General features: G+C 74.3%; 19 protein-coding genes. 6 read left to right on the forward strand and 13 right to left on the reverse strand.

Annotation, left to right across the window (positions count from 1 at the left end; translation table 11 throughout):
* Positions 1–43: 43 nt before the first annotated feature.
* Positions 44–424, forward strand: a complete 381-nt coding sequence (locus tag ACFY0I_RS04720) for a VOC family protein (protein ID WP_388890114.1) — start codon at positions 44–46, stop codon at positions 422–424.
* A 91-nt stretch (positions 425–515) separates the two neighbouring features.
* On the opposite strand, the gene ACFY0I_RS04725 is transcribed toward ACFY0I_RS04720, so the two are convergent.
* Genes ACFY0I_RS04725 through ACFY0I_RS04745 form a run of 5 tightly spaced genes read right to left on the reverse strand, consistent with a single transcriptional unit; the run spans position 516 to position 5,133 of the window.
* Entirely contained in the window at positions 516–2,081 is a 1,566-nt protein-coding gene (locus ACFY0I_RS04725) for an ATP-binding protein (protein ID WP_388890117.1), read from the reverse strand.
* 16 nt (positions 2,082–2,097) lie between these two features.
* Positions 2,098–2,691 (reverse strand): hypothetical protein, encoded by a 594-nt coding sequence (locus tag ACFY0I_RS04730; protein WP_388890120.1) that lies wholly within the window; start codon positions 2,689–2,691, stop codon positions 2,098–2,100.
* A gap of 2 nt (positions 2,692–2,693) precedes the next feature.
* The gene (locus ACFY0I_RS04735) at positions 2,694–2,879 is read right to left on the reverse strand and encodes a hypothetical protein (RefSeq protein WP_388890122.1); all 186 of its coding nucleotides are present in this window, start codon (positions 2,877–2,879) and stop codon (positions 2,694–2,696) included.
* Entirely contained in the window at positions 2,876–4,648 is a 1,773-nt protein-coding gene (locus ACFY0I_RS04740; protein ID WP_388890125.1) for a hypothetical protein, read from the reverse strand. Before ACFY0I_RS04740 ends, ACFY0I_RS04735 begins: the two co-directional genes overlap by 4 nt.
* Positions 4,645–5,133 (reverse strand): hypothetical protein, encoded by a 489-nt coding sequence (locus tag ACFY0I_RS04745; protein ID WP_388890128.1) that lies wholly within the window; start codon positions 5,131–5,133, stop codon positions 4,645–4,647. Before ACFY0I_RS04745 ends, ACFY0I_RS04740 begins: the two co-directional genes overlap by 4 nt.
* 157 nt (positions 5,134–5,290) lie before the next feature.
* Between ACFY0I_RS04745 and ACFY0I_RS04750 the strand changes: the two genes are divergently transcribed.
* The gene (locus ACFY0I_RS04750) at positions 5,291–7,246 is read left to right on the forward strand and encodes a caspase family protein (RefSeq protein WP_388890131.1); all 1,956 of its coding nucleotides are present in this window, start codon (positions 5,291–5,293) and stop codon (positions 7,244–7,246) included.
* Here the strand turns inward: ACFY0I_RS04750 and ACFY0I_RS04755 are convergent.
* The 4 genes from ACFY0I_RS04755 to ACFY0I_RS04770 are packed head-to-tail and all read right to left on the reverse strand — an operon-like array spanning position 7,227 to position 13,814.
* A complete protein-coding gene (locus ACFY0I_RS04755; RefSeq protein ID WP_388890133.1) occupies positions 7,227–11,240 on the reverse strand; it encodes a CHAT domain-containing protein in 4,014 nt (1,337 codons plus the stop codon). The genes ACFY0I_RS04750 and ACFY0I_RS04755 overlap by 20 nt on opposite strands.
* A 14-nt stretch (positions 11,241–11,254) precedes the next feature.
* Positions 11,255–11,908, reverse strand: coding sequence for an RES family NAD+ phosphorylase (locus ACFY0I_RS04760; protein ID WP_388890136.1), 654 nt, complete (start codon positions 11,906–11,908; stop codon positions 11,255–11,257).
* A 5-nt stretch (positions 11,909–11,913) separates the two neighbouring features.
* The gene (locus ACFY0I_RS04765) at positions 11,914–12,561 is read right to left on the reverse strand and encodes a hypothetical protein (protein WP_388890139.1); all 648 of its coding nucleotides are present in this window, start codon (positions 12,559–12,561) and stop codon (positions 11,914–11,916) included.
* Complete coding sequence (locus ACFY0I_RS04770; protein WP_388890142.1) at positions 12,558–13,814, reverse strand: hypothetical protein; 1,257 nt, start codon at positions 13,812–13,814, stop codon at positions 12,558–12,560. The genes ACFY0I_RS04765 and ACFY0I_RS04770 overlap by 4 nt, the downstream gene beginning before the upstream one ends.
* A 260-nt stretch (positions 13,815–14,074) precedes the next feature.
* Between ACFY0I_RS04770 and ACFY0I_RS04775 the strand changes: the two genes are divergently transcribed.
* Complete coding sequence (locus tag ACFY0I_RS04775; protein ID WP_388890144.1) at positions 14,075–15,133, forward strand: MerR family transcriptional regulator; 1,059 nt, start codon at positions 14,075–14,077, stop codon at positions 15,131–15,133.
* Positions 15,134–15,236: 103 nt separating this feature from the next.
* Positions 15,237–15,893 carry a hypothetical protein gene (locus tag ACFY0I_RS04780; protein WP_388890147.1) on the forward strand — a complete coding sequence of 219 codons (657 nt, stop codon included), beginning with the start codon at positions 15,237–15,239 and terminating at the stop codon, positions 15,891–15,893.
* Between the two features lie 110 nt (positions 15,894–16,003).
* On the opposite strand, the gene ACFY0I_RS04785 is transcribed toward ACFY0I_RS04780, so the two are convergent.
* On the reverse strand, positions 16,004–18,073 hold the full coding sequence (locus tag ACFY0I_RS04785; RefSeq protein ID WP_388890149.1) for an ATP-binding protein: 2,070 nt from the start codon (positions 18,071–18,073) through the stop codon (positions 16,004–16,006).
* A 114-nt stretch (positions 18,074–18,187) separates the two neighbouring features.
* Positions 18,188–18,898 (reverse strand): FadR/GntR family transcriptional regulator, encoded by a 711-nt coding sequence (locus ACFY0I_RS04790; protein WP_388890151.1) that lies wholly within the window; start codon positions 18,896–18,898, stop codon positions 18,188–18,190.
* A gap of 106 nt (positions 18,899–19,004) precedes the next feature.
* Between ACFY0I_RS04790 and ACFY0I_RS04795 the strand changes: the two genes are divergently transcribed.
* Complete coding sequence (locus ACFY0I_RS04795; RefSeq protein ID WP_388890676.1) at positions 19,005–19,580, forward strand: gluconokinase; 576 nt, start codon at positions 19,005–19,007, stop codon at positions 19,578–19,580.
* Positions 19,577–20,974 (forward strand): gluconate:H+ symporter, encoded by a 1,398-nt coding sequence (locus ACFY0I_RS04800; RefSeq protein WP_388890153.1) that lies wholly within the window; start codon positions 19,577–19,579, stop codon positions 20,972–20,974. Before ACFY0I_RS04795 ends, ACFY0I_RS04800 begins: the two co-directional genes overlap by 4 nt.
* A 39-nt stretch (positions 20,975–21,013) precedes the next feature.
* Here the strand turns inward: ACFY0I_RS04800 and ACFY0I_RS04805 are convergent, their stop codons facing one another.
* Together ACFY0I_RS04805 and ACFY0I_RS04810 are read right to left on the reverse strand one after the other, a co-directional pair.
* Positions 21,014–21,316, reverse strand: a complete 303-nt coding sequence (locus tag ACFY0I_RS04805) for a hypothetical protein (protein WP_388890156.1) — start codon at positions 21,314–21,316, stop codon at positions 21,014–21,016.
* Positions 21,309–22,442: a hypothetical protein gene (locus ACFY0I_RS04810; RefSeq protein ID WP_388890158.1), complete on the reverse strand. Its 1,134-nt coding sequence runs from the start codon at positions 22,440–22,442 to the stop codon at positions 21,309–21,311. The genes ACFY0I_RS04805 and ACFY0I_RS04810 overlap by 8 nt, the downstream gene beginning before the upstream one ends.
* Positions 22,443–22,512: the final 70 nt, after the last annotated feature.

A 22,512-nucleotide genomic window follows, 5' to 3' on the forward strand; every position in this document is an offset into this window, starting at 1 on the left:
CGCGGGGCCCCGACGCGGGCCGTCGCCGATCCGGGAGTGCGTGATGGACATCAAGCTGGAGCTGGTCGCCGTCCCCGTCACCGACGTGGACCGGGCCAAGGCCTTCTACGAGCGGGTCGGCTTCCACACCGACCACGACGTCACGGTCAGCGAGGAGATCCGCTTCGTGCAGCTCACCCCGCCCGGATCGGCCTGCTCGATCGCCCTCGGCAAGGGACTCACCCGGATGATCCCGGGATCGCTGGACAACATGCAGGTCGTGGTCGCCGACATCGAGGAGGCCTACGCGGACCTGCGGGGTCGGGGCGTCGAGGTGACCGAGATCCAGGACATGCCGTGGGGGTCGTTCGTCTACTTCTCCGACCCCGACGGCAACGGCTGGGCCGTGCAGCAGACGAAGCCGCGCACGGCCCCCACCGGCTGAGCGCGCGGCCGTCCGCGCAGGCCCCGTCGGCGCCGCACCGTCGCGCGACGCCCCCTGCGGTCGCCAGTCGTCGGTCGTCGGTCGCCAGTCGTCAGTCGTCGAGGAAGACGATGCGCCGGGTCGGTCCGGAGGGCCCCTGCGCGGCCGTCGCCGCGAACCGGCCGGCGGGGACGGCCCGCTCGCGGCCCCAGGCGCGGATCTCCTCGATCTGTTCCGGGTTGTTGCGGCTGAGCGGCACCGTGTTGGCGAAGGTGTCCAGCACGAACGCGGACCGCATGTGCTGCGGGCCGCCGCCCAGGTAGACCTCGGCGCCGACGTCGTGCAGCGCGGCCTCGATGTCGGAACCGGCGAACCCGTCCGACAACTCCACCAGCCGGGCCAGCTGTTCGGGGTCGGGCTCGGTCTTCAGGTAGCGGCGGTAGTAGATGCCGATGATCTCCTCGCGGTCCTGCGCGTCGGGCAGGTCGACGAAGAAGAGCTCGTCGAAGCGGCCCTTGCGGAGCAGTTCGGGCGGCAGGCTGCGGACGTCGTTGGCGGTGGCCACGACGAAGGTGCGCGACTGGGACTCCTGGAGCCAGAACAGGAACTGGCCGATGATCCGCTGCGGAACCCCGGTACCGTCACCCGCGCCGGCCAGGCCCTTCTCGATCTCGTCGATCCACAGCACGCAGGGCGCGACCCGGTCGGCGGTCTCCAGCGCCTCCCGGAAGCGCCCCTCCGACTCGCCCAGGTACTTCCCGTGGATGGAGCCCATGTCCAGTCGGTACAGGGGAAGTTGCCATTGCGCGGCAATGGCCTTGGCCGAGAGGGACTTGCCGCAGCCGGGAACGCCCACCAAGAGGACGCCGCGCGGGGGCCGCAGATCGGTGTCCCGCAGATCGGCCTGGAGCAGCCGGCCCCGGCGTCGGAGCCAGTCGCGGAGGTTGGACAGACCGCCCACCGCGTAATCGGCGTCCTTGAGCGGTACTTTCTGCAGGCCCGTCAGGTCGTTGAAGATGCGGTCCTTGGCGTGGGCGAGGGCCACGACGTCCCCCGCCTCGACGGAACCCTTCGCGGCGACGGTGGCCATCAGGTTGATCGCCTCCCCCTCGGTCACGCCGACCAGGAACTCGGCGGCGCGCCGGGTGTCGCGTTCGTCCCAGGCGATGGGGATGTGACCCCGGTGGTCGTCGAGGAAGGCGGAGATCGTCGCGTACATCTCGTCGGCGTCCGGCGGGTCCAACTGGATTCCCATTCCGAGGCGTTGAAGGCCGCTCCACACCGGACTGTCGGTGATCAGGATGACGCTGCCCATGTTGGTGTCGGCGAGCCGCGCGAGTTCGGCGACGTGCCGGGTCAGCGGGGTGTCGGCGTCCATGTCGTCCGGTTCGACGAGGACCAGGGTGGCGTTGGGGCGCGCCGTGAATTGCGACGCGGCGAACTCCATGGCCCCGGTGAGCGAACGGTCTTCCATCATGGGCGCGTTGGTCCGCAGGTCGCGCAGGCCGGTGGCCCTGGTGTAGATCCAGAACGGCATGGCGCCGCGCCGGGCGTGGGTGGCGGCCGAGCGCACGAGGCGCAGCGTCCGCTGTTGTTCGATGGTGCGGATGCAGATGACCGGGACCCGGGCGGAGATGTAGCTGTCGAGATCGCGATGGCATTCGGCGTGGTTGGACATGGGGTACTGGTCTCCGTCAGTCGGTGATGATGCGGCGGCGGGCGGGGGCCGCGGGGTCGTACGACCAGCCCTCGCCCGGTACCGGTCCCGGCCGGCCCGTACCGGGCCCGGGCGCGCCGGACCCGGGCGTGGTCAGCGGGTTCTCGCGCAGGGTGCGGCGGCGGTCCTCCAGGAACCGCGGGTCCGAGCCGCCGCGGGCGGCCCGGTCCAGGGAGGCTTCCAGCTGTTCCTGGAAGCCGGTGATCTGGCCCTCGACCAGGTCGGTCAGTCGTGCGCGCAGGTCCTCGGGCAGGGACGGGTGCGCGGCGAGGGCGCGGACGGCGTCGAGGCCGGTGCGCGCCTGGACCAGGGCGCGGCCCGCGTCGAACTCGTCGCGGGCCGCTTCCAGGGCGGCGGTCAGGGATTTCGCCCAGCCGCGCAGGCGCCGGTCGAAGGCGTCGGTGAGGTGCTGGGAGAAGAGCGCCCAGGTGTCCTGGTGGTAGTCGTCGGGGCGCAGCCGCGGGAGCCGGGCGGCCGCCTCGGCAGTGGCCGCGGCCCCGCCCGTGCTCCAGTCCCGCAGGTACTGCGTCCATGTCTGGTAGGCGCCGCCGTGGCCCCACAAGGTGCTCATGGTCAGGGTTGTTCCCGTCGGGCGCCGGGGCGGCGGACCAGCTGTTCGCCGGGTGGCAGCGGCGACCATTCGGGCAGGCCCTCGACGACGCGGCGCAGCCGGGCCGTGGTGCGCTCCTCGGCCGGTTCGGCGCCGGCGGCCCACAGTCTGCGGCGCGGCCGGGGCGCTTCGGGGTCGGGTGTGGTCATGAGGGTCGCCCTTCCGGGGTGACGGTGCGGCCGGTGAAGGGGGAGTTCCCCTCGGTGGCGGTGGCCAGTGAGGCGATGAGCTCGCGGACCCTGCCCTCGACGGCGTCGGCCTCCTGGTAGGCCTGCTGCCAGTTGGTCAGGTCGGCGGCGGCTCCGACGAGCCGGTGCAGGGCGTCGCGGCGGGCCTCGCCGAGCAGGAGTTTGGCGGAGTCCTGTGCCCGGCGGGTCCTGGAGGCGCCCTGGTGGATCAGGAGGTAGCCGATGCCGCCGATGAGCAGGGGGATCACGGCGGCCGCGGCGGGGCTGATCGCGTTGCCGATGAACAGGCCGATCACGGCGGCGGCGAGGAGCGCGATCACCTTCGCGGGGTACTTGTAGCCGAGGGCGGCGACGAAGGGGGCGGTGTGCCGGTCCCAGTGGTCGCCGAGCTGCTTCTCCAGTTCGGGCAGCGGGGTGTGGTAGGAGCCGGTCCAGACCGGCAGGGTGAAGTTCTGTCCGGCCACCGGATGGGTGTCTTCGAAGCGGGCCTGCACGTCCTGCGGCAGAGCGGCCCGGTAGTCCCGGGAGAAGCCCTGGTGGGCGTGGTGGAACCAGTCCCGGCAGGCGGCGACGGCGAGCCGCCGGGTCGCCTCGGAGGTTCCGATGGCGCCGGGGTTGAGGGCGGCGGTGCTCTGGACGGTGAGGTAGTCGAGGGTCACGTCGTAGGAGGCCGAGTCGGCGTCGGCGTCGGCCCGGGCCCGGTTGGTGTCGCCGTCGTGCGCGACGACGGCCTCCTGGTAGGCGAGGTCGCGGCGCAGGGGCAGTTCCTCGTTGTCGTACTCGGAGACGAGCCGGTCCAGGATGTCGTCGACGGCGTCCTCGATGCGGTGCGTCGCAGTGGGTTCGGCGTTCAGGAGGGCCGCGTACTTGTCGAGGACGGCCTGCTGGGTGCGGGCGGCGGAGAGCACCTGGCCGAGTTGCGGCCACTGCGGCGAGACCTGGTGCAGGAAGGTGAACTCGGCGCCGGTCACGGTCGGGCACAGGGAGCCGATCTCGGCCCGCCAGCGGTCGATCTGGGCGTCCTGGGCGGCCGTGTCGCCGCCGAGCAGCTCGTGCCATTCGTCCAGGGCCTCGCGGAGCATGGCCCGGCCGGCCGGGCCGAAGGCGCCTTGGGCCACCGATTCCAGGATGACGGCGAACTCCCGGCCGAGGGCGGCCGGATCCTGGGCGAGCAGGTAGTGGCGGAGCCAGCGCGCCGATTCGGCGTGCCGGCCCTGGCGGCGCAGGACCAGCGCGAAGAAGAGCGAGGTGCGGTCCGGGGAACGGCGGAAGGATTCCTGGACGGCGCGTTCGCACAGGGTGGGGTCGTCGGCCGACCAGGCCGCGAGGGCCACCAGCGCCGGCGCGAGCCAGTACCGGGGGGTCTGGAGCATCAGCTGGTCGCCGACCATCCGGACGGTGTCCTCGGCGACGAGGCCGATGTCGAAGGCCTGGAGCATGCCGACCGCGGTGCGCCGGACCACCTTGTGGTGGCCGAACTCGTGGTCGATCCGGTCCTGGATGACGCCGACGCGGGTCTCCGCCCGCTGGAGCGCCGCCACGAGCCGCGCCTGCGCCGCGAACGCCTGGAACTCGTCGCGCAGCTGCTGGAGTTCGGTGCGGGTCTGCTGCTGCTTGGCCTCGACGGAGTTGACCTGCCCCGAGACGTGGCCGACCTGCTCGGCGACGCCGGCCACCAGCCGGTTGATCTCGGCGACCTTCCGGTGCAGCCCGTGGTCGATTTCCGTCACGCGCTCTCCCCCGATCGCGGCCCGCTGGGCCGAACCACCGCACCGTTCTCCAGTACGGGCAGGACGAGCCCGTCGGAGTAGACCTCCACCCAGGCGTAGCTGGGGCTGCGCGCCAGCATCCGGGCCGCGCCGTAGGGGTCGGGCAGGACGTCACCCGGTGCGTAGTGGGTGAGGATCGCACCGAAGAGGTTGAGGATGTGGTCCACGTACGGAGGGCCGAGGTGGCAGCGGGCGAGGAACCCGATGGGCGCGTTGTGGTGCTGCACCTCGTACTGTTCGCGGATCCAGTCGGCGAGCCGGCGGCCGGCGGCGGCGTCGAGTCCCGCGTCGAGCCGGGCCACGGCTTCGAGCAGCTCCGGCGATCGACTGCGCAGTAGATCGGCCCGGAGTCCGGGCGCGTCGGCCGCGCCGGTTGCCCGGCCGGTGTCCTGTTGGAGTTCCTGTGCGGGTCCTACGACACGGCGTGGACGCTCGATGTAACCCATGGTCTCCCCGTAATGGCGCGTGGAGCACGCAGGCTAATGACGTTGCGTCAATCGTGCGACCCCAAAGGGGATTTGCGCCACCAACACCCCACAAGTGACCTCGATGCGACCGGTTTTCGGCCAGTGATCGCCCCGACTGCTGCGCCACACTGGCGGTATGGCGAAGGTGTACGCCCTGCTCGTGGGCATCAACGAGTACCGCACGGCCGTCCAGCACGGCCTGGCCGATCTGCGCGGGTGCGTGGCCGACGTGGCCGATGCGCGCGCCTCGTTGGAAGGGGCGGCGCCGGGCGGGGTCGACGCGCGGGTGCTGCTGAACGGCGAGGCCACGGCCCGTGCCGTCGAGGAGGCCATCCTCGGTCACCTGTACCGGGCCGAGGAGGGGGACACGGCGCTGCTGTGGTTCAGCGGGCACGGTACCGAGTACGCGGCGAGCACCCCGCAGGAACTGCTGCTGGAACCGACGGGCCGCTGCCAGGCGCTGGTCTGCGCGGACGGGCCGCTGCCCGACAAGCGGCTGGGCGCGCTGCTCGACGGGGCCGCGGCGGCCGGCGGCCGGGTGGTCGCGGTGCTCGACTGCTGCTTCTCGGGGGGCGCGAGCCGTACCGGTCACGTACCCCGTTCGTTGCCCCCGCTGCCGCACTGGCGGCCGGCCGTCGGCTCCCGGGACGTGACCGGGCCCGACACCGCGCCGCGGCACCTGTTGCTCGCGGCGAGCCGGCTCGGGCAACTCTCGTTCGAACGTCCCATCGATCAATCGGACGGTCACACCGACCCGGACGGCCCGGCCTGGTCCGGCGACCGGCCCACCCGCGGCGTGTTCTCGTACGCCTTGGCCCGCGCCCTGCGCCGGGCCGCTCCGGACACCACCGCGCGGGAACTGCTCGCGGAGGCGGACGCCGGCGTGCGGCGGCTGGTGTGGGGGCAGCAGCCCGTACTGTTCCCCGCCGATCCGGGCGGGCTCGCGGACCGGCCGCTGCTGGGCGGGGCGGCCGGCCACAACCTGCTGCGGGAGGGCCCGGTCAGCGCCCATCTGCTGCGGGAGGGACCGGAGGGCTGGGAGGTGGACTGCGGCCGGGTGCACGGCCTGAGCGGGGGCCCGGGTACGGAGTTCACGGCGGAGGGCGGCCCCCTACGGGTCACGGAGGTACGGACCGACAGGGCGCTCGTCGACCCGGACGGCTGGACCCCGGATCCGGGATCGGTGCACGCCGTGGCCCTGTCCGCGCTGGCGCTGCCGCCGGCGGCCGTGGTGCTGGCCGGGGACGCGGCCGAGCTGCCCCCCTCGCCGCTGCTGCGCGAGGTCGCGGACGGCTCGCCGGAGGAGGCCGGGGCGGGGCTGCTGTTCCGCGTCGACGTACGGGATGGTCGGGCCCGCGTCCTGCGCCGGGACGGTTCCCCGTACGTCCCGCCGCTGCCGCTGGCGGGACCCGCCGACGCCCGACGGCTCGTCGACTGCCTGACCGGCCTGACCCACTGGCACCGCATCCGCGACCTCAGCGCGGGCCTCTCCCCGCTGACCGGGCACGTCCGGGTGGAGGTGCTGCCCTGGGAGCACCGGGACGGGGAACCGCTGCGCCCCGACGGGCAGGGGGAGATCGTCCTCGCGTACGAGGGTGGACACGCGCCATGGATCACCGTCCGGATGCGCAACACCGGGCCCCGACCGCTGTGGTGCGTGCTCCTCAACCTCGACGACCGCTTCGGCGCAGGGTCGACGCTCTTCCCCGGCCAGTTCGTCGGCCCCGGGATGATCGGGCACGCACACGACGGGGAGGCCCTGCGGATGACCCTGCCCGCGTCCCGACCGGTCCGACCCGGGGCTTCTGTGCGGGACTGGCTGACGCTGATCGTGGCCGAGGGGGAACTGAACACGGTGCCGTTCCACCTGAGCCGCTGGGACCCGGCCACCAACCGCTGGGGGGTGGCGCCGAGCCCGCCGCCGACCGGCCTGCTGCGGCTGGCCGGGCCGGCGCCCGCGCCGGCGGGCGGCCGCGACCTGCTGCCCGCCCAGCCGTTCGCGCCCGGGCAGTGGGCGGCGAGCACCCTCGCCCTGCGCACGGTGGTGCCCGCGTCGCCGACCGGCGAGGACTTCACTGGCCGAGGTGTGTGAACCCGGCCCAGGCGGTGAGGTCGTGTGCGTCGAGGGTGGCCAGCCGGGCCGCCAGGGCCGGGGGCAGCCCGGCGGGAACCGTCCGCGCCGGGTCAAGCATCCACAGCTGGGCCCGGCGCAGGGCCCGGGCGGGCGGCTCCTGTTCGCGGCGCAGGAAGTGGTGGGTCAGGAACATCAGGACGGACGTCGTGTCGTCCGGCACCGGCCACAGCGAGCCGATCACCGAACGGCTGCCCGCCACCAGGAAGGCGGTGGACAGGCTGTACGCCTCGTTGTGGCCGCGCCCCGAGACCTGACTGCGGCAGGCCGCGAGGACGACGAGCCCCAGCCTGCCGTGGACGGCCCCGGCCAGCTCCTCCGCGGTCAACTCGCCTCCCTTGAGGGCGAGGTAGGAGCTGCGGGGCCGGTTCTCCTCGACCGTGCCGTGGCAGGCAAGGTGCAGGACGGCGCCCTCGTCGGCCCGTTCCCGCAGCCAGGCGGCGACCTGGCCGGGCTCGCCGTCCCCGGTGCGCAGGCCGAGGTACTGGCCGTGGGGGTAGAAGAGTCGTTGGAGCGCGTCGGCCTCCTCCCCCGCGTAGGGCAGGTCGCCCGTGGGGTTGCCCACGATCAGCGCGGTTCCGGTGTGCGGCGCCGGCGGGCGGGCGGCGACCTCGCAGAGCAGGCGCGCGGAGGCGGCGTACGAGAACTCGGCCCGTTCGATGGCGTACCGGCGGCCCCGCCCCTGCTCGGCGAAGGCCGCGTGCCAGGGGACCAGGCCGAGGGCGCCCATCGGGACGAGGACCAGGCGGGGTACCCGGCCCGGCCCCGCGGGAACGTCCAACACCTCCAGGAGCGGCTGGACGGCGGCCCGCCAGGCCCAGGAGCAGAGCCGGTCGAGCTGGTCGCGCAGCGGCGGGGCGGGTATCGGTCGGTCGGCCCCGAAGCCGGGGACGGGTTCGATGTCCCGGCGCGTGCCACCGCCGGCCGGGCGGTAGTCCCGCAGCGGGGCGGCGTCCTCGCGCAGCCGGGGCAGTGGTACCGCGTGCACCTGCCCGGTGGCGGTGACCAGGAGGGCGGTGCCCGGGCAGGTTTCACCGGCGGGCACCAGGTAGACGAGGGCGTCCTTGCCCTGGGCGCGCAGGGCCGCGCCGATCTCGGCGGGGTCGGGCGGGTCGAGCAGCCGGGTGCCGTCCCCGGTGAGGGCCCGCACCACGCGGCGGCGCAGGTCGCTCGGCACGTTGTCGGGATCGCCGCCGGCCGCCGCCCATTCGGCGGCCGTCGTGGTGTGTCCGGCGGCGGCGAGGAGTTCGGGGACGGAGCGGCTGGTGGTGGCCGTGTGCAGGATGAGGCCGCGGCAGGCGTCGAGCGCCGTCACGGCGTCCTGCGGTGCCCGGTCGGCCAGGCACCAGCCGACGAGGTCCGCGGAGAGCTGGTCGGCCATCCGGGCGGCCTCGGCGACGTCCTGGGTGCCGGACTGGAGGAGCGCCGACCAGACGAAGCCGCGCATCGCCTCCAGGCCCAGCCGTCGGCCGCGCTCACGGTCGCGACGGACCAGGCTGCCGCGGGCCCGGTAAACGGCCGCGAGGGTGTGCGCGGTGAAGGCCCACAGGCGGTGCTCCGGCCCGCCCATGGCCCCGGCGGCGCCTTCGAGGAGGGCGACGGCACGCTCCTGATCGCGGGCCCGGTCGGGATGGCGCGGGTCGGCGTGCGACTGGGCGAGCCCGTGGTAGAACGAGCCGGCGCTGGCGGTGAACCTCATCCAATCCTCGCTGCCTTCCTGGGACAACGAGATGGCCTCCTCGATCAGGGTGAGGATCTCGCGGATACGGCGCGTGTCGGCGGCCAGCGTCGGCTCGCGCATCCACGCCAGTGCCGTGCTCCCGAGGACCGAGGCGCGGTGGTCACGGGGCAACCTGGCTGCCTCGCGGCGTAGTTCCGCGACGGTGGGCCGCCCGGCGAGCGGAGGCAGCGACGGCACGCCGAGACGGTGCGCGAGGTCCTCGCGGGCCAGCCGGAGCGACTCGAGCAGCGCCAGGAACTCGATGCGGCTGATGTCCTCGGTGGTGAGACCCGCGAAGGCCCCGGCCACCTCGGCCACTGCCCGGTCGACGGCCGCGAGGTCCCCGCGCTTGGCCGCGAGGACGCCCTCGCCCACCACCTGTTGGGTTCGCATGAGCACGGTCAGGTAGGGCGACAACCCGAGGGTCCGCATCATCAGATCCCACTCGGCCGCGTCGGGGGAGATACCGGCGGTGACGCCCCTCTGCTGCGCGAGCATGGTCGAGGCCAGCACGGTGGCGACGGGCAGCCAGGGACTGTCGACGCCCGCGCGGCGAGCCCCCTCGAAGTGTTCCAACGCCTCGCCCAGCAGGTCGGGCCTGCCTCTCGCACCCTGGTGCAGCCGCAATTTGCCGATCGCCAGGTGCGCCGAGGGCCACCAGTCAGGATGCTGCTCGGCATGGGCGAGCACCGCCCGCACCAAAGCGTCCTCGCGCTGCCGGCCGACCCGGTCCCCGTGCGGATCGAGGGCGGGAAGCAGGGAGACGAGCATCGCGGCTCCCTCGGCGTGCCTGCGGCTGGCCGGATCGCCGGTGCGCCACTCGTCGAACACCCGGGAGAACCGGCGCTCCCAGCGGGAGCGGGCCTCCTCCGTATCGCCGAGCAGGATGTGGTCGAAGCCGAATTCGAGCGGGATCTCGTCGCCCGCCTTTTGCAGGAACTCCTGGTAGAGGCGATGCAGTTCCTCCACAGGTACCGCCTGCGGATGGTCGGGGCCCAGTTGTCGCTGCACGTCGGCCAGGATCAACCGCGCGGGCTGCCTCAGTTCGGACGCCAGGTCCGCGTCCGCCAGGGCCAGCAGCACGGCACGCTCCGCGAGCGGCAGGCGGTCGCGATCCGCGTCCACCTCGTGGAGTGTGTGGTGGGCGACGGCCAAGGACCAGGCCGCCAGGGTGACCCGCCCGGTCCCCTCGGATTCCCAGCGGTCGACGGCCCGGGTGAGTAGCTCGACGGACAGCCGGAGGAGGGGGACGTCCAGCGGGAGCCGACCGCGCGTGAACAGCAGCCGGCCGAAGACGTCCAGGTAGAAGGGGTGCAGCGCGTCGATCTCCGCCTCGCCGGTGAGGAGTCCGGTCAGTTCCGTCACGGCGCGCGCGCCCTGTTCCTCGTCCTGCCAGGTCCCGGCGATCACCACCCGGGCGAAGGCCACGCGCAGCCGGGCGTCGCGTTCCCACGCGGGCCGGCCGGGTGCGTCGGCAAGTGCGCGCAGGGTCTCGTCCCGGGCCTCCTCCAGGAGGGCCCGGTCGGCCGTGTGGTAGCCCTGCAGGGTGAGGGACATCCCCCGGGACTGGCGGACCAGCGGCAGGTCACGGTCCGGTTCGCCGCCCTCCAGCACCTGGGCGTAGTGGCCGGCGGAGCGGGCGTACGAGGCCGGCTGGTCGGTGCGCACTCCGTGCTGATGCCACAGGTAGCCGAGCGCCTCCTGGAGGTCCGCGTCCTGTCCGTCCTGGTCTTCGAGGGCGGCGAGGCCGCGCCCCAGGGCCTCGTCGAGGAGGTCGGGATCGGGGTCCCCCTCCTCGACCCGGATCTTGGTGAGGTTGGCGAGGAGCCGGCGGGCCAGGACCGCCGTGCCCCGGAACTCCGGCTCGTCGGGCAGTTCCGCGAGCCCTTCCGCGAGCAGGGCGTGGGTCCGCAGGGCGAGTTCCGCGTCGGGCCGCCGGTCGTACTGCAGGGCCAGGACGTGGCCGTACATGATCCGCCACAGCGTCCAGGACGGTCCGGCCGCAGGGCGGCGGAAGGCGTGCGCGAAGGCCTCGGCGGCGAGGTCGAGGTCCTCGAGGCGGAGGTCCTCGGAGTGGGGGTCCTCGGGGGCGCCGGGCTCGTTGTGGGCCAGGTAGCTCAGTTCCCCGGCCCGCCCGCACAGCTCGGGCGCCCTCGGGTCGCCCGCCCGGAGCGTGGCGAGTTCGGCCATGACCTCTTCGCGTGCGGCGCGGGCGTTGGTCGCGGATGCGGACACGACGGCTCCAGGAGTCAGGGCGCGAGGCGCGCGTGGTACGGCTGGAGGATCCGGTCGAGCCAGTGCCGACCTTCGGGGGTGGCGAAGTCGACCGGGTCCTCGCCGGTGGGGGCCAGCAGCCCGGGCGGGCAGCGGTCCGCGAACAGGACCAGGGCCCGTTCGCCGGGTTCGCGTTTGGAGGACCACAGGAAGCCCTGCGCCCACGGGTCGGTGTGGCGGCGGATCCAGTGGGCCCAGTCCCTGGTGTAGGGATAGTCGCGGGCCTCCGTCTGGACCAGCCAGCTGTCCTGATGGACGGCGGCCAGGTCCTGCCCGGTGACCAGGGCGACCACGTCCACGGAGGTCGTCAGTCGCAGCGCGGAAAGCCGGCGTCCGGTGACGGCCACCCGGGGCACGAGCCGGGCCGCGCCCGAGGGGTCGAAGGGCAGCGAGTGCAGGACGCTCTCGCCGACGGCGGCGGACGGGGTGAGTCCGGCGTAGAGGTAGCCGTACGGGTCGCAGGAGGTCGAGTCGAAGCGGCCGCCGCCGTAGAGGCAGTGGGAGGGCACGGGATTGAAGGTCGCGCCGTCGCGGCGCGCCGAGTGCACCCGGTAGAGCGGGGTACCCGCGGCGAGGGTCGCCTTGACGGGGGTGGCCTGCGGTGCGGCGGGGGGTCGGTAGTGGGGCACGTCCGCTACTCCCCTTCCGTGAGGAGTCGGGCGGTCTCGGGCAGCCGCGGTTCGTCGGCGGTCCCGAGCAGGCGGGCGGGTTCCGCGTCGAGCCAGGCGTTCGGGGAGAGCCACCAATCGGCGGCGCCCCAGGGGTCACCGTCGGCGTCCAGCAGCAGGTTGACCTCACGGACCGTGTCCCGGAGGCGGCCGTCCGGGGTGAACTGGAAGGCGGGCAGGCGGATCGGGCCGCCCGTCGCGGGCAGCCGGATCAGGGCGGGGGCGTACGGGTCGCAGCCGGCCAGGAGGACCTCCTCGTCTCCGAGGGAGGGCGCGGCCAGCAACCGGTCCCGTACCTCCCCGAGGACGGGGCCGACCATCCGGTGGCCGTCGAGGAGCAGGACGGCCAGGTCCTCGGCCCGGAAACCGAGATGGCCGCCGGCGGGGGCGTCCGGCGTGGTGACGAGCCGGCTGCCGTCGTGGAACCGGTCGGGCAGCAGCTCGCCCAGCAGCCGGGCCGCGCGGAGGGCGGCGTCCCGGGCGGCGTCTCCGGTCGCGGCGCGCCACTCGGCGAGCCGGAGCGTGAGCCGGTGCAGGTCGTCCGGGGTGAGCCTGGGGGCCAGCTCGTCCCAGTCGGCGGCGGCGGCGGCCAGCCGGGTCCAGGGGTCGGTCATCGCGCTCCCCTATCGGGGCCGCCGACCGCCGCGGTGTCGGCGGCGGTCGAGCCGAGTAACTCCCGGACGAGTTGCGCCCGTTCCGGGCTCCGCACCACGAGGTGGACGTCCCAGTCGGCGCCCCGGGCCAATTCCGCCTCGACCGCGGCCCACACCGCGGCCAGGCTCTCGGCCGGAGCGAGTCCGCCCCGACCGGCGCCGAGCAGCGGCAGACAGACGGAGGCGGGGGGCGGGAGGGTGGAGGCGGCTCCGACCCGGAGTTCCGGTACGGCGGACCGGGCCGCCGCGGAGGCCGCCCGGGCTTCCGCCTCCGTACGGGCTTCGCCGAGCAGGGCGAAGACGCGGGTGACGGCGCGGGTGACGTCCACGGACAGGACGTCGTAGTCGTTGGTGCCGGGCCGCGGCGCGGCCACCGCCGCGTGGTGGATGTAGCGGACGCCTTGGCTTTCGAGGGCTCCCGCGCCGGTCACGGCCACCGTGCCGGGCGCGACCGGCAGGCCCTGCGGCGCGTACCGGTCCGTCCAGGCCCGGAGTTCGTCGCGCACCGGCTCCCCGACGATGCGTCCTGCGGGATCCCGCAGGGCCGCGGTGCGGCGCAGCGAGGCCGCTACGGAGGACTTGTAGGGCTCGGGGAGCGCGAAGTGGGTGTTCGACGGGGACACCACCACGTCGATGTCGCGCAAGAGGTCCACCGCGTGCACGTGGAGAGTGATCCGGTGGTCCCGGTCACCGATCCGGACGGGTATCCGGTGGTGTCCGGCGGGCAGTTGACGGCCGGTGCTGCCGGCGGCGGAGGCGGAGGCGGAGACGGCGTCCGCCCCGTGCGGGGCCCGTCCCTCCGCCGGCTGCTCGGACGGGTCGGTTCCGCCCGCCTGCCGGACGATCTGCTCGGCGATCTGACCGAGGACCATCAGCTCGTGGTGCTTGCGGAAGCGTTCCACGCTGACCCCGTAGACCTGGGCGGCCCGCCTGCGCCGGTCGGCCGGCGGCCAGTCCCTGGTGCCGCGGGCCAGGCCGAGGCTGTACTCGGCCGCCTCCTGGAGGGTGCCGCCGCCCATCGAGGCGACGGCGGTGCGCAGGAGCCGTTCGACAGCGGGGAAGTGCGGCCCTCCGGGGCTCCCCTCCCCCGGCCCGGCCGACAGGCCCGTGAGCACGGGTATGCCGAGCTCACGCAATCGGACGATGCCGGCCCGCCGCACTTCCCTCACCTCCGCGAGGACCGCCCCGTAGTCCGGCAGTTGTGTGTGCGACATGGCGGAAGGATCGCACCGCCGCGCGCACGCCTACAAGCCGGTTCCGGCCCTCTCCTTCCATGATGGGGGGCCGGCCGGTCGCGGACGGGGCGTGCGGTGGGCACGGCCGGTCGGATTCGGGGCGGATCACGGATCCGGGGGACCGAAGGCCGAGCGGGCCGCGCGTCCCGCCGGGTCGCTGTTTCCCGGGCTCCGATCGGCCACCGCCCCACCGGGCGTCGTTTGACCTTCAAGTGGGATGAAAGTCGACAATCGACCTCATGGACGGCACCCCTGAACTGATGAGCATCAGCGCGTTCGCCCGGCGGGTCGGACTCGCGCCGAGCGCCCTGCGCTTCTACGACGACTGCGGCGTCCTGCACCCGGCCCGGGTCGACGGGGTCACCGGCTACCGCTCGTACTCCGCCGCGCAGCAGGACCGGGCCGTGCTCCTGCGGTCCCTGCGCGCGGCCGGCCTGGCCCTGCCGGACGTGGTGGCCGTGCTCGACGGGCCCCCCGACGGCGCCCGGGAGGTACTGGAGCGGCACCGTAGGGCGGTGCGGGAGAACGGGCGGGCGGCCGACGCGGCGATCCGCGCCGTCCTGGACGGCCTCCCCGCAGGCTCCGGCCGCACCGAGTTCACCCTGGGCGGCGCCGAACTGGCGAGCGCCGCGCGGCAGGTGGCGCCTGCCGCCGGACGCGATCCCGCGTACCCGGTGCTCGGCTGCGTGCTGGTGGAGTTCGGTGAGGACGAGGTCCGCTTCGTGGCCACCGACCGCTACCGGCTCTCGGTGCGCACCCTGCGGCCCGCCGCCGTGAGCGGGCCGCAGGGACAGGTGCTGATCGGGGCGGAGGCCCTGGTCGCGCTCGGGACGTGGGCCGCCCGCGCCGGTGAGGTGGTCCTGTCGGTGGGGCCGGCCGGGAGCCCACTGCTCGTACGGCATCCGGGCGGCGAACGTGAGGTGGCAGCCCGGACCGGGCCCTACCCGGCGTACCGGGACGTGCTCGCGGCGCTGGAGGCGCCGGCCCACCGGGTGGTCGTGGACCGGGCGGCGCTGCTCGCCGCCCTGGAGGGCGGCCCCGACGCGGTGGCGGTCCCCGTCGAGCTGGGGCGGGACCGGCTGCTGGTGGGTCGGGTCGCGCTGGCCGCCGTATGCGAGGAGTCCGAGCCGGTGCGGCTCGCCTTCGACCCGGCGGTGCTGGCCGCGGCGCTGGAGTCCGGGGTCGGGCCGGACGCGCTGCTGGAGGTCTCGGGCCCGGCCCTGCCCGTACTGGTGCGCTCCGCCGACCAGGGCAGCTTCACCACCCTGGTGATGCCCGTCGCCCTCCCCGAAGCCTGACCCGACCACCACCCACCCCACCCACCCACCCCCACCCACCCCCTCCGGGCCCGACGCGCCCGGATCCGCCCGAGCCCCTCGGGCCGGACCCGAAGGAGATTCCGTGGACCCCCGCAACACCGTCGTACGCCTGTGCACCGAGGGCATGGCCGCCGAGGCCGCCGGTCGGGGCGAAGAGGCGGGCGGCCTCTTCCGCCGGGCCTGGGAGGCGGCCTCCGACGACTACGAGGCCTGCGTCGCCGCCCACTACGTGGCCCGGCACCAGTCGGCCCCCGAGGACACCCTGCGCTGGAACCGCACCTGCCTGGAACTCGCCGACCGGGTGAGCGACGAGCGCGTCCGCCCCTTCTACCCGTCGCTGCACGGCGCCCTGGGTCGCGCCCTCCTCGAACTCGGGGAACGGGCCGAAGCCCGCGCCCACTTCGAGGCCGGCGCCGCCCGCCTCACCGAACTGCCCGCCGGACCCTACGCCGACTGGCTGCGCCTGCGCATCGCCGACGGGCTGCGTGCGACGGACCCCCGGCCGGCCGGCGCACCCGATCCGCTGGGGCCGCTGCTGGATCGGCTGTGCGCCCGCGCCGACCTCGCCTCGCTCGCCCTGCTGCTGCCCCCGTACCTCGCGAACCTCCACCGGCCCGAGGACGAGGAGCGCCTCACGACGGTCCTGCGCATGCTCCACGCCGAACGCCGGCTCCCCGAACCGGACCTGACCGCACTCGGCGCCGTCATCGCCGCCCGGCAGCCGACCGCCGCCGCGTAGACCTCATCGACCCGGCGCCCAGGGCGTGTTCTGCACGTCCCGCCCGGCCCGCGACGCCCTTCGGGTGCCCGGCGCCGCTTTCACAGCGCGCCTTGGCCGCGCGGCACGGGTCACGTGGCGTGGGAGCGGCTGCGTTGGGCGTGGCCGTGACGGACGCCCTCCTCGAAAGCGGCCTCGTAGGCCTGGTCGCCGAGGGCGCTCCGTGCGGTGCGTTCGAACTCCGCGCGCACCGGACCGAGTTCCGGGGTACCGCGTTGGGGGTGGCCGACCGCCTGCCAGTAGGCGTGGCCCGCGCCGTAGGCGTGCGCGGCGCCCGCCTCGTCGCCCGCTGCCGCCCGGGCGGCCGCCAGCAGGTCGAGGCCGAGTGCCGTGCCGAAGCTGTCGCCGAGTTCGCGTTTGCTGTCCAGCATCGCCCGGGCGTGTCCGGCGGAGTCGACGGGACGGCCCTCGAACAGCGAGATCAGGGCCAGTTGGTAGTCGGCGTAGGCCCGGGTCCAGTGTTCCTCGCGGGCGACGCAGCCGGCCCTCAGCCGCTCCGCGTCGGCCCGCGCGTCGTCGAAGAGGCCCATCCCGGTGAGGGCGAACACCCGGACGAGGTGGCAGCGCAGTCGTGCCGGCGAGTCGAACGGGGCGCCGGGACGCGCCTCCAGGGCGTTGTCGGCGATGATCCGAGCGGCCAACGGCCGACCGGCCAACAGGTGGCTCAGGCCCAGCAGATAGGCGGCGTCGAGGGCGGAATCCGGGTCGGCCCCCTCGCCGGCGGCGAGGGCCTCGCAGGTCACCGCGAGCCGGTGGGCCTCCTCCTGCTCCCCCTGGAGCAGCAGGGTGACCCCGAGGGCCCACAGGGCGCGGACCCGACCGGCGAGGTCGATGTCCTCGGGGCGGGCGGCCTGCAGGGACCGTTCCAAGTAGCTCCGGGCGGCGTGCAGGTGGCCGCAGCAGGCCCAGAAGAAGCCGACACGGCCCGCCAGTTCGACCGCGACGGCCGGTTCGGTGGCCAGGTGGTGGTCGAGTGCGGCGCAGATGTCCTGGTGGCCGGTGGCGATCCTACGGTACGCGTCGCGCTGGCCCGGGCCCAGCCATTGCCGGTCGGCCGTGCGCACCAGGTCGAGGAAGTACGCGGCGTGCCGGGCGTGCAGGGCGTCGTGTTCGCCGACGCCGTCGAGCCACATGGCCCCGTACTCGCGGATGGTGTCGAGCATCCGGTGGCCGCCGTCCGGGGTCTGTCGTACGACCGACTTGGCGGTCAGCGCCGCCAGGAGCGGCGGTACGTCCCCGGCTCGCAGCGGGGGCGCCGAGCAGACGGCCTTCGCGGCGGGCTCGTCGAAGCTGCCGCCGAAGACGGACAGCCGTAGCCACAGGAGCCGTTCGCGCGGGGTGCACCACTCGTGGCTCCAGCCGATGGCCGTGCGCAGGGCGCGGTGGCGCGGGGGCAGTACGGCCTGTCCGGCGGCGGCGGGGAGCAGGCCGATGCGGCGGGCGAGGCGGGCGGCGAGTTCCTCGACGGTGTGGTCCGTCAACTGGGCGGCGGCCAGTTCCAGCGCGAGGGGGATCCCTTCGAGGCGGGCGCAGATCGCGCGGCCGGCCGCGAGCCGCTCCGCAGTCCACGGCAGAGCGGGTCCGGGCAGGGCGGCGTCGGCGCGGGCGGTGAACAGGGCCAGGGCCTCGTCGGCGCCGTCGGCGTGGGGCAGGGGGCCGATCAGCAGGACGTGTTCGTCGTCGAGCCCGAGGGGTTCGCGGCTGGTGACGAGCACGGCGAGGTGCGGGGCCGCTTCCAACAGGTCCCGCACGAGGCGCCGTACGGGACCGGTCAGGTGCTCGCAGCAGTCCAGTACGAGGAGCAGCCGGCGTTCGCCGATCCAGGTGCGGACGGCTTCGGCGAGGGTGCGGGAGGTGTGGTCGGCGAGGTCGAGCGCGTCGGCGACGGTGTCGAGGAGGAGCCGGTCGCCGGGCAGCGGGGAGAGGTCGGCCCAGTGGGTCCCGTCGGGGAAGGGGTCCGGTTCACCGGCGGTGCCCCGTAGGGCCCGCCGGGCCAGCCGGGTCTTTCCGACGCCGCCCGGTCCGGTCAGGGTGATCAGCCGGCGGCCGGTCAAGGCCGCGCGCAGCGCGTCCAGTTCATCGCTTCGCCCGACGAAGGAGGCGGGTCCGGCGTCGGCGTCCTCGGCATCGTGTCCCAGCACGCGCCCAGTCTGTCGTACGACGCGGGCCTCTCCTACCGTTCGCCGGCACGGGATGTCCCGAACGGTCTCCCGAACCGGTGTCCGTACGGCGCTCGGTCGGCGTCGGCGGCGGTGTCAGGGCGCGAGGACGTCGAGTTCGTCGAGGGCGCCGAGGGCGATCCGGCGGGTCAGGGCCTCGGCGGCGGCGGCGTCCCCTTCGCGGACGGCTTCGGCGACCCGTACGTGGAGGGTGACCGCGGCCGGATCGGGGTCGGGGAACATGACGGAGTGTTCGGTGCGGCCGGTGAGCACCTCGGCTACGACGTCGCCCAGCCGGGCGAACATCTCGTTGCCGGAGGCGTTCAGCACGATCCGGTGGAACGCGATGTCGTGGTGGAGGTAGCCCTCCAGTTGGTGGCCGCGGGAGGTGCGGACCATGCCGAGGGCGGCTTCGGTGAGCTGTGCGCACTGTTCCGGGGTGGCCCGGTCGGCGGCGAGCCCGGCGGCGACCGGTTCGACGGCGGAGCGCAGCACGGTCAGGGAGCGGAGCTGGCGGGGCCGGTCGGTGCCGGCGAGGCGCCAGCGGATGACGCGGGGGTCGTAGACGTTCCATTCGTCAGTGGGCCGGACGGTGACGCCGACGCGGCGGCGGGATTCGACGAGCTGCATCGATTCCAGGACGCGGACGACCTCGCGGACGACGGTGCGGGAGGCGTCGAAGCGCTCGGCGATCTCATCGGTGCGCAGAACGCTGCCCGCGGGGTGCTCGCCGGCCGTGATGGCGAGGCCGAGGGTGTCCAGCACCAGGGAGTGGAGGCCCTGCGCCGGGCTGCCGTCGGTGGTCATGGCGTAAGCGTACGGTGACGGGCGGGCGAGCGAATGGTGTGATGTTTTACCGTCCGACTCTTGAATAAGTACTACTTAATAGGTTTCAGTGGTGCCACACGAACCGATGTCGACGAGGACAGCGAGGTACGACGTGAGCTCCCAGCGCGTCATTGTGGTGATGGGCGTCGCCGGCACGGGCAAGACGACCGTGGGGCGGCTGCTCGCCACCGCGCTCGGACTCGCCTATGCCGAGGGCGACGCCTTCCACCCGGCGGCCAATGTCGCCAAGATGTCCGCCGGCACCCCGCTGGACGACGCCGACCGTTGGCCCTGGCTGGACGCCATCGGGGAGTGGATCCGCGAGCGGGCCGGCACACCCGGCGGGGTGGTCGCCGCGTCCGCGCTCAAGCGCGCCTACCGCGACCGGCTGCGGGCGGCCGCTCCCGGGGTGGTGTTCGTCCACCTCACCGGGGAGCGTCCGCTGATCGAGCGGCGCATGGCCGCGCGCAAGGGCCACTTCATGCCCACCGCCCTGCTCGATTCGCAGTTCGCCACCCTGGAACCGCTCCGGGCGGACGAGTCGGGCGTCGTCGTCGACGTGTCCGGGTCCCCCGAGGAGATCACCGCCCGGGCAGTGGCAGCGCTCGCCGCGCTCCCCCTGCCGTACCGCCCCCAGAGATTCGAGGATCCGTCACCGTGACCAGTCTCAGCGTCGAGACACTGGCAGCGGCCACCACCGGGCCGATCACCTCGGCCGGAAACACCCAGCTGGGCCTCGCCGTCCTCGCGGGTATCGCCGTCATCGTCCTGCTCATATCCCGCCTCAAACTGCACGCCTTCCTGGCCCTGACCATCGGCTCGCTCGCCCTCGGCGTGTTCGCGGGCGCCCCGCTCGCGAAGACGATCACCAGCTTCACCGCCGGACTCGGCTCCACGGTCGCGGGCGTCGGCGTACTGATCGCGCTCGGCGCGATCCTCGGCAAACTGCTGGCGGACTCCGGCGGCGCCGACGAGATCGTGGACACCATCCTGGCCCGGGCGAACGGCCGGGCCATGCCCTGGGCGATGGTCCTGATCGCCTCCGTGATCGGCCTGCCGCTGTTCTTCGAGGTCGGCATCGTCCTGCTGATCCCGGTCGTGCTGCTGGTCGCCAAGCGCGGCAACTACTCGCTGATGCGGATCGGCATCCCGGCCCTGGCCGGTCTCTCGGTGATGCACGGATTGATCCCGCCGCACCCCGGGCCGCTGGTCGCCGTCGACGCCCTGCACGCGAACCTCGGCGTCACCCTCGCCCTCGGTGTGCTCGTCGCGATCCCGACCGTGATCATCGCGGGTCCGCTGTTCGCCCGGTACGCGGCCCGCTGGGTGGACATCCCCGCGCCCGAGCACATGATCCCGCAAAGCCCGTCCGTGGATCCCGAGCACCGACCGCGCTTCGGGGCCACCGTCTTCACCGTGCTGCTGCCGGTGGCGTTGATGCTGGTCAAGGCCCTGGTGGACATAGTCGTCAACGATCCCGCCAACGGGATCCAGCGGGTCACCGACGTCGCCGGGTCCCCGCTGATCGCCCTGCTCGCGGCGGTGCTCGTCGGGATGTTCACCCTCGGCCGGGCCGCCGGCTTCACCAAGGAGCGGCTCTCGACCACCGTCGAGAAGTCGCTGGCACCCATCGCGGGGATCCTGCTGATCGTCGGCGCGGGCGGCGGCTTCAAGCAGACCCTGATCGACGCGGGCGTCGGGCAGATGATCCTGGAGCTGTCCGAGAACTGGGCCGTCCCGACGCTGCTGCTGGCCTGGCTCATCGCCGTGACCATTCGGCTCGCCACGGGCTCGGCGACCGTGGCCACCATTTCCGCGGCGGGTCTGGTCGCTCCCCTCGCCGCCGGGATGGGCACCACCGGGACCGCCCTGTTGGTCCTGGCCATCGGCGCGGGTTCGCTGTTCTTCAGCCACGTCAACGACGCCGGGTTCTGGCTGGTCAAGGAGTACTTCGGGATGACCGTCGGACAGACCCTCAAAACCTGGTCGGTGATGGAGACCATCATCTCGGTGGTCGGCCTCGGCTTCGTGATGCTGCTCTCGCTCGTCCTCTGAGCGTGCCGACCGACCCGAACACGGCGCCGCCCGCGGAAGTCAACCGCGCGGGCGGCGCCGCCCGCCGTCCAACTGCGCGGCGGCGAGCGCGAACCCGTCGGCGGCCCTCGCGAGGCGGTCCGCGAGCGCGGTGATCTCGGCCCGGAACGCGTCGCCCTGCGGACCCCGCCAGTCCAGCGCCGCGGCGCCCGCCCGCAGCCGTCGGGCGTGCGAGCGCAGGGCGGCGCAGTGGGTGCGCAGACCGTCGGCCGGGGCCGGCGGACCCGGAACCGGCCGGGGGCAGTCGCTCACGGGCTCCTCCAGGGGAGTGTCGTCGTAGGGGAGCCGGCCGCGGTCAGTCACGGCCGGGCAGCGGGACCAGGCGCGAGACCGCGATCCGGCCGCCCAGGACCGCCGCGCCGGCGGCGCCGGCCCCCGGCACGCACAACAGCCGGGTACGGGGACCCGTGTGCGTCCCGACCCCGGCGGGTAGACCGGCGGCCACGACGTGCGTGACCGCGTAGACGGCGGTGAAGTCCCGGTCCCGGGCCAGTTCCAGCGCGGTGACCGCGCCCAGGCCCCGGCCGACCAGGGCCAGTTCGGCGCCCGAGGGGATGTCGCCGCGTACGGCCCGCGCCACCGCGCGGACCGTCGCGGAGTTCCGGTCGGGCAGGTGGACGACGTGCCGCGGTGTTCCGTCCGTGCCGGTCAGTTCCTGGACGAGCAAGGCGTCCACGCCGCCGAGCAGCCCGGTGTTGCGTACGTAGCCGGCCAGCGTGGCGGTGGTGTCGGCGCGGCCCGGCGCCGCCTCCCCCGGGGCCGGCGGGTCCTCCCGTACCGGGCCCGGGTCGAAGAAGGCGCGCAGGGCGGCGCCCAGGCCGAGGAGGGGACGGGCGGTCACGGCCCGGCCGGTGGCGACCTGCCAGCCCGCGTGGTCGTTGAAGGGGTTCTCGTCGGTCAGGGCCTGCCACGCCAGGATGTCGGCGAAGGACGGCGCCAGCGCCGTGAAGGCGTGCCGGGCGCCCCGCTCGCGGACCACGGCCCGAAACGCCCGGGTGGCCTCGGCCTGCCGGTCCTGCGCCACCGCCAGCAGGACGGCCGCGCAGTCGGGGTCGGCGTACAGCTCCGGCCGGTCCAGGCCCGCGACCCGGATCCGGGCCTTCAGACCGCACACGGCGGTGCTCACGGCGAGGTTCTCCCGGCCGGCCAGGATCCCGGCGAGCCAGCCTGCGCCCGCCACGCCCCGCCCGCGCGGGGCCCAGCCGAGTCCGGCGGGGTCGGTGAGGGTGCGCAGCAGGGTGCGCCAGGCCCGGCGGCGGCCCACCCGACCCAGCAGCGCGGCGGCCGGCATCCGGGCTCCGAGGGCGAGTCCGGATGCGTACCGGGCGGCCTCGCCGACGGCGTCGGCGGCTTCGGCCAGCTCCCGGCACAGGGCGTCCAGCGCCTCGGCATCCGGGTCGGCGGCCGGGACGGTCACGGCGTCGGACATGGGGTTCCTCGCGTCGTGCGCAGGGGGCGGGGGCAACCGGGGACCCCGGAAACGCCGGCGGTCCACGGAC

The organism is Streptomyces sp. NPDC001568, from assembly GCF_042893755.1.
Classification (GTDB): Bacteria; Actinomycetota; Actinomycetes; order Streptomycetales; family Streptomycetaceae; genus Streptomyces.

Bases quoted from the DNA above. Each gene is read 5' to 3' on its own strand.
- ACFY0I_RS04720 (WP_388890114.1), top strand. From the start codon at position 44: ATGGACATCAAGCTGGAGCTGGTCGCCGTCCCCGTCACCGACGTGGAC.
- ACFY0I_RS04725 (WP_388890117.1), bottom strand. From the start codon at position 2,081: ATGTCCAACCACGCCGAATGCCATCGCGATCTCGACAGCTACATCTCC.
- ACFY0I_RS04730 (WP_388890120.1), bottom strand. From the start codon at position 2,691: ATGAGCACCTTGTGGGGCCACGGCGGCGCCTACCAGACATGGACGCAG.
- ACFY0I_RS04735 (WP_388890122.1), bottom strand. From the start codon at position 2,879: ATGACCACACCCGACCCCGAAGCGCCCCGGCCGCGCCGCAGACTGTGG.
- ACFY0I_RS04745 (WP_388890128.1), bottom strand. From the start codon at position 5,133: ATGGGTTACATCGAGCGTCCACGCCGTGTCGTAGGACCCGCACAGGAA.
- ACFY0I_RS04750 (WP_388890131.1), top strand. From the start codon at position 5,291: ATGGCGAAGGTGTACGCCCTGCTCGTGGGCATCAACGAGTACCGCACG.
- ACFY0I_RS04765 (WP_388890139.1), bottom strand. From the start codon at position 12,561: ATGACCGACCCCTGGACCCGGCTGGCCGCCGCCGCCGCCGACTGGGAC.
- ACFY0I_RS04770 (WP_388890142.1), bottom strand. From the start codon at position 13,814: ATGTCGCACACACAACTGCCGGACTACGGGGCGGTCCTCGCGGAGGTG.
- ACFY0I_RS04775 (WP_388890144.1), top strand. From the start codon at position 14,075: ATGGACGGCACCCCTGAACTGATGAGCATCAGCGCGTTCGCCCGGCGG.
- ACFY0I_RS04790 (WP_388890151.1), bottom strand. From the start codon at position 18,898: ATGACCACCGACGGCAGCCCGGCGCAGGGCCTCCACTCCCTGGTGCTG.
- ACFY0I_RS04795 (WP_388890676.1), top strand. From the start codon at position 19,005: ATGTCGACGAGGACAGCGAGGTACGACGTGAGCTCCCAGCGCGTCATT.
- ACFY0I_RS04810 (WP_388890158.1), bottom strand. From the start codon at position 22,442: ATGTCCGACGCCGTGACCGTCCCGGCCGCCGACCCGGATGCCGAGGCG.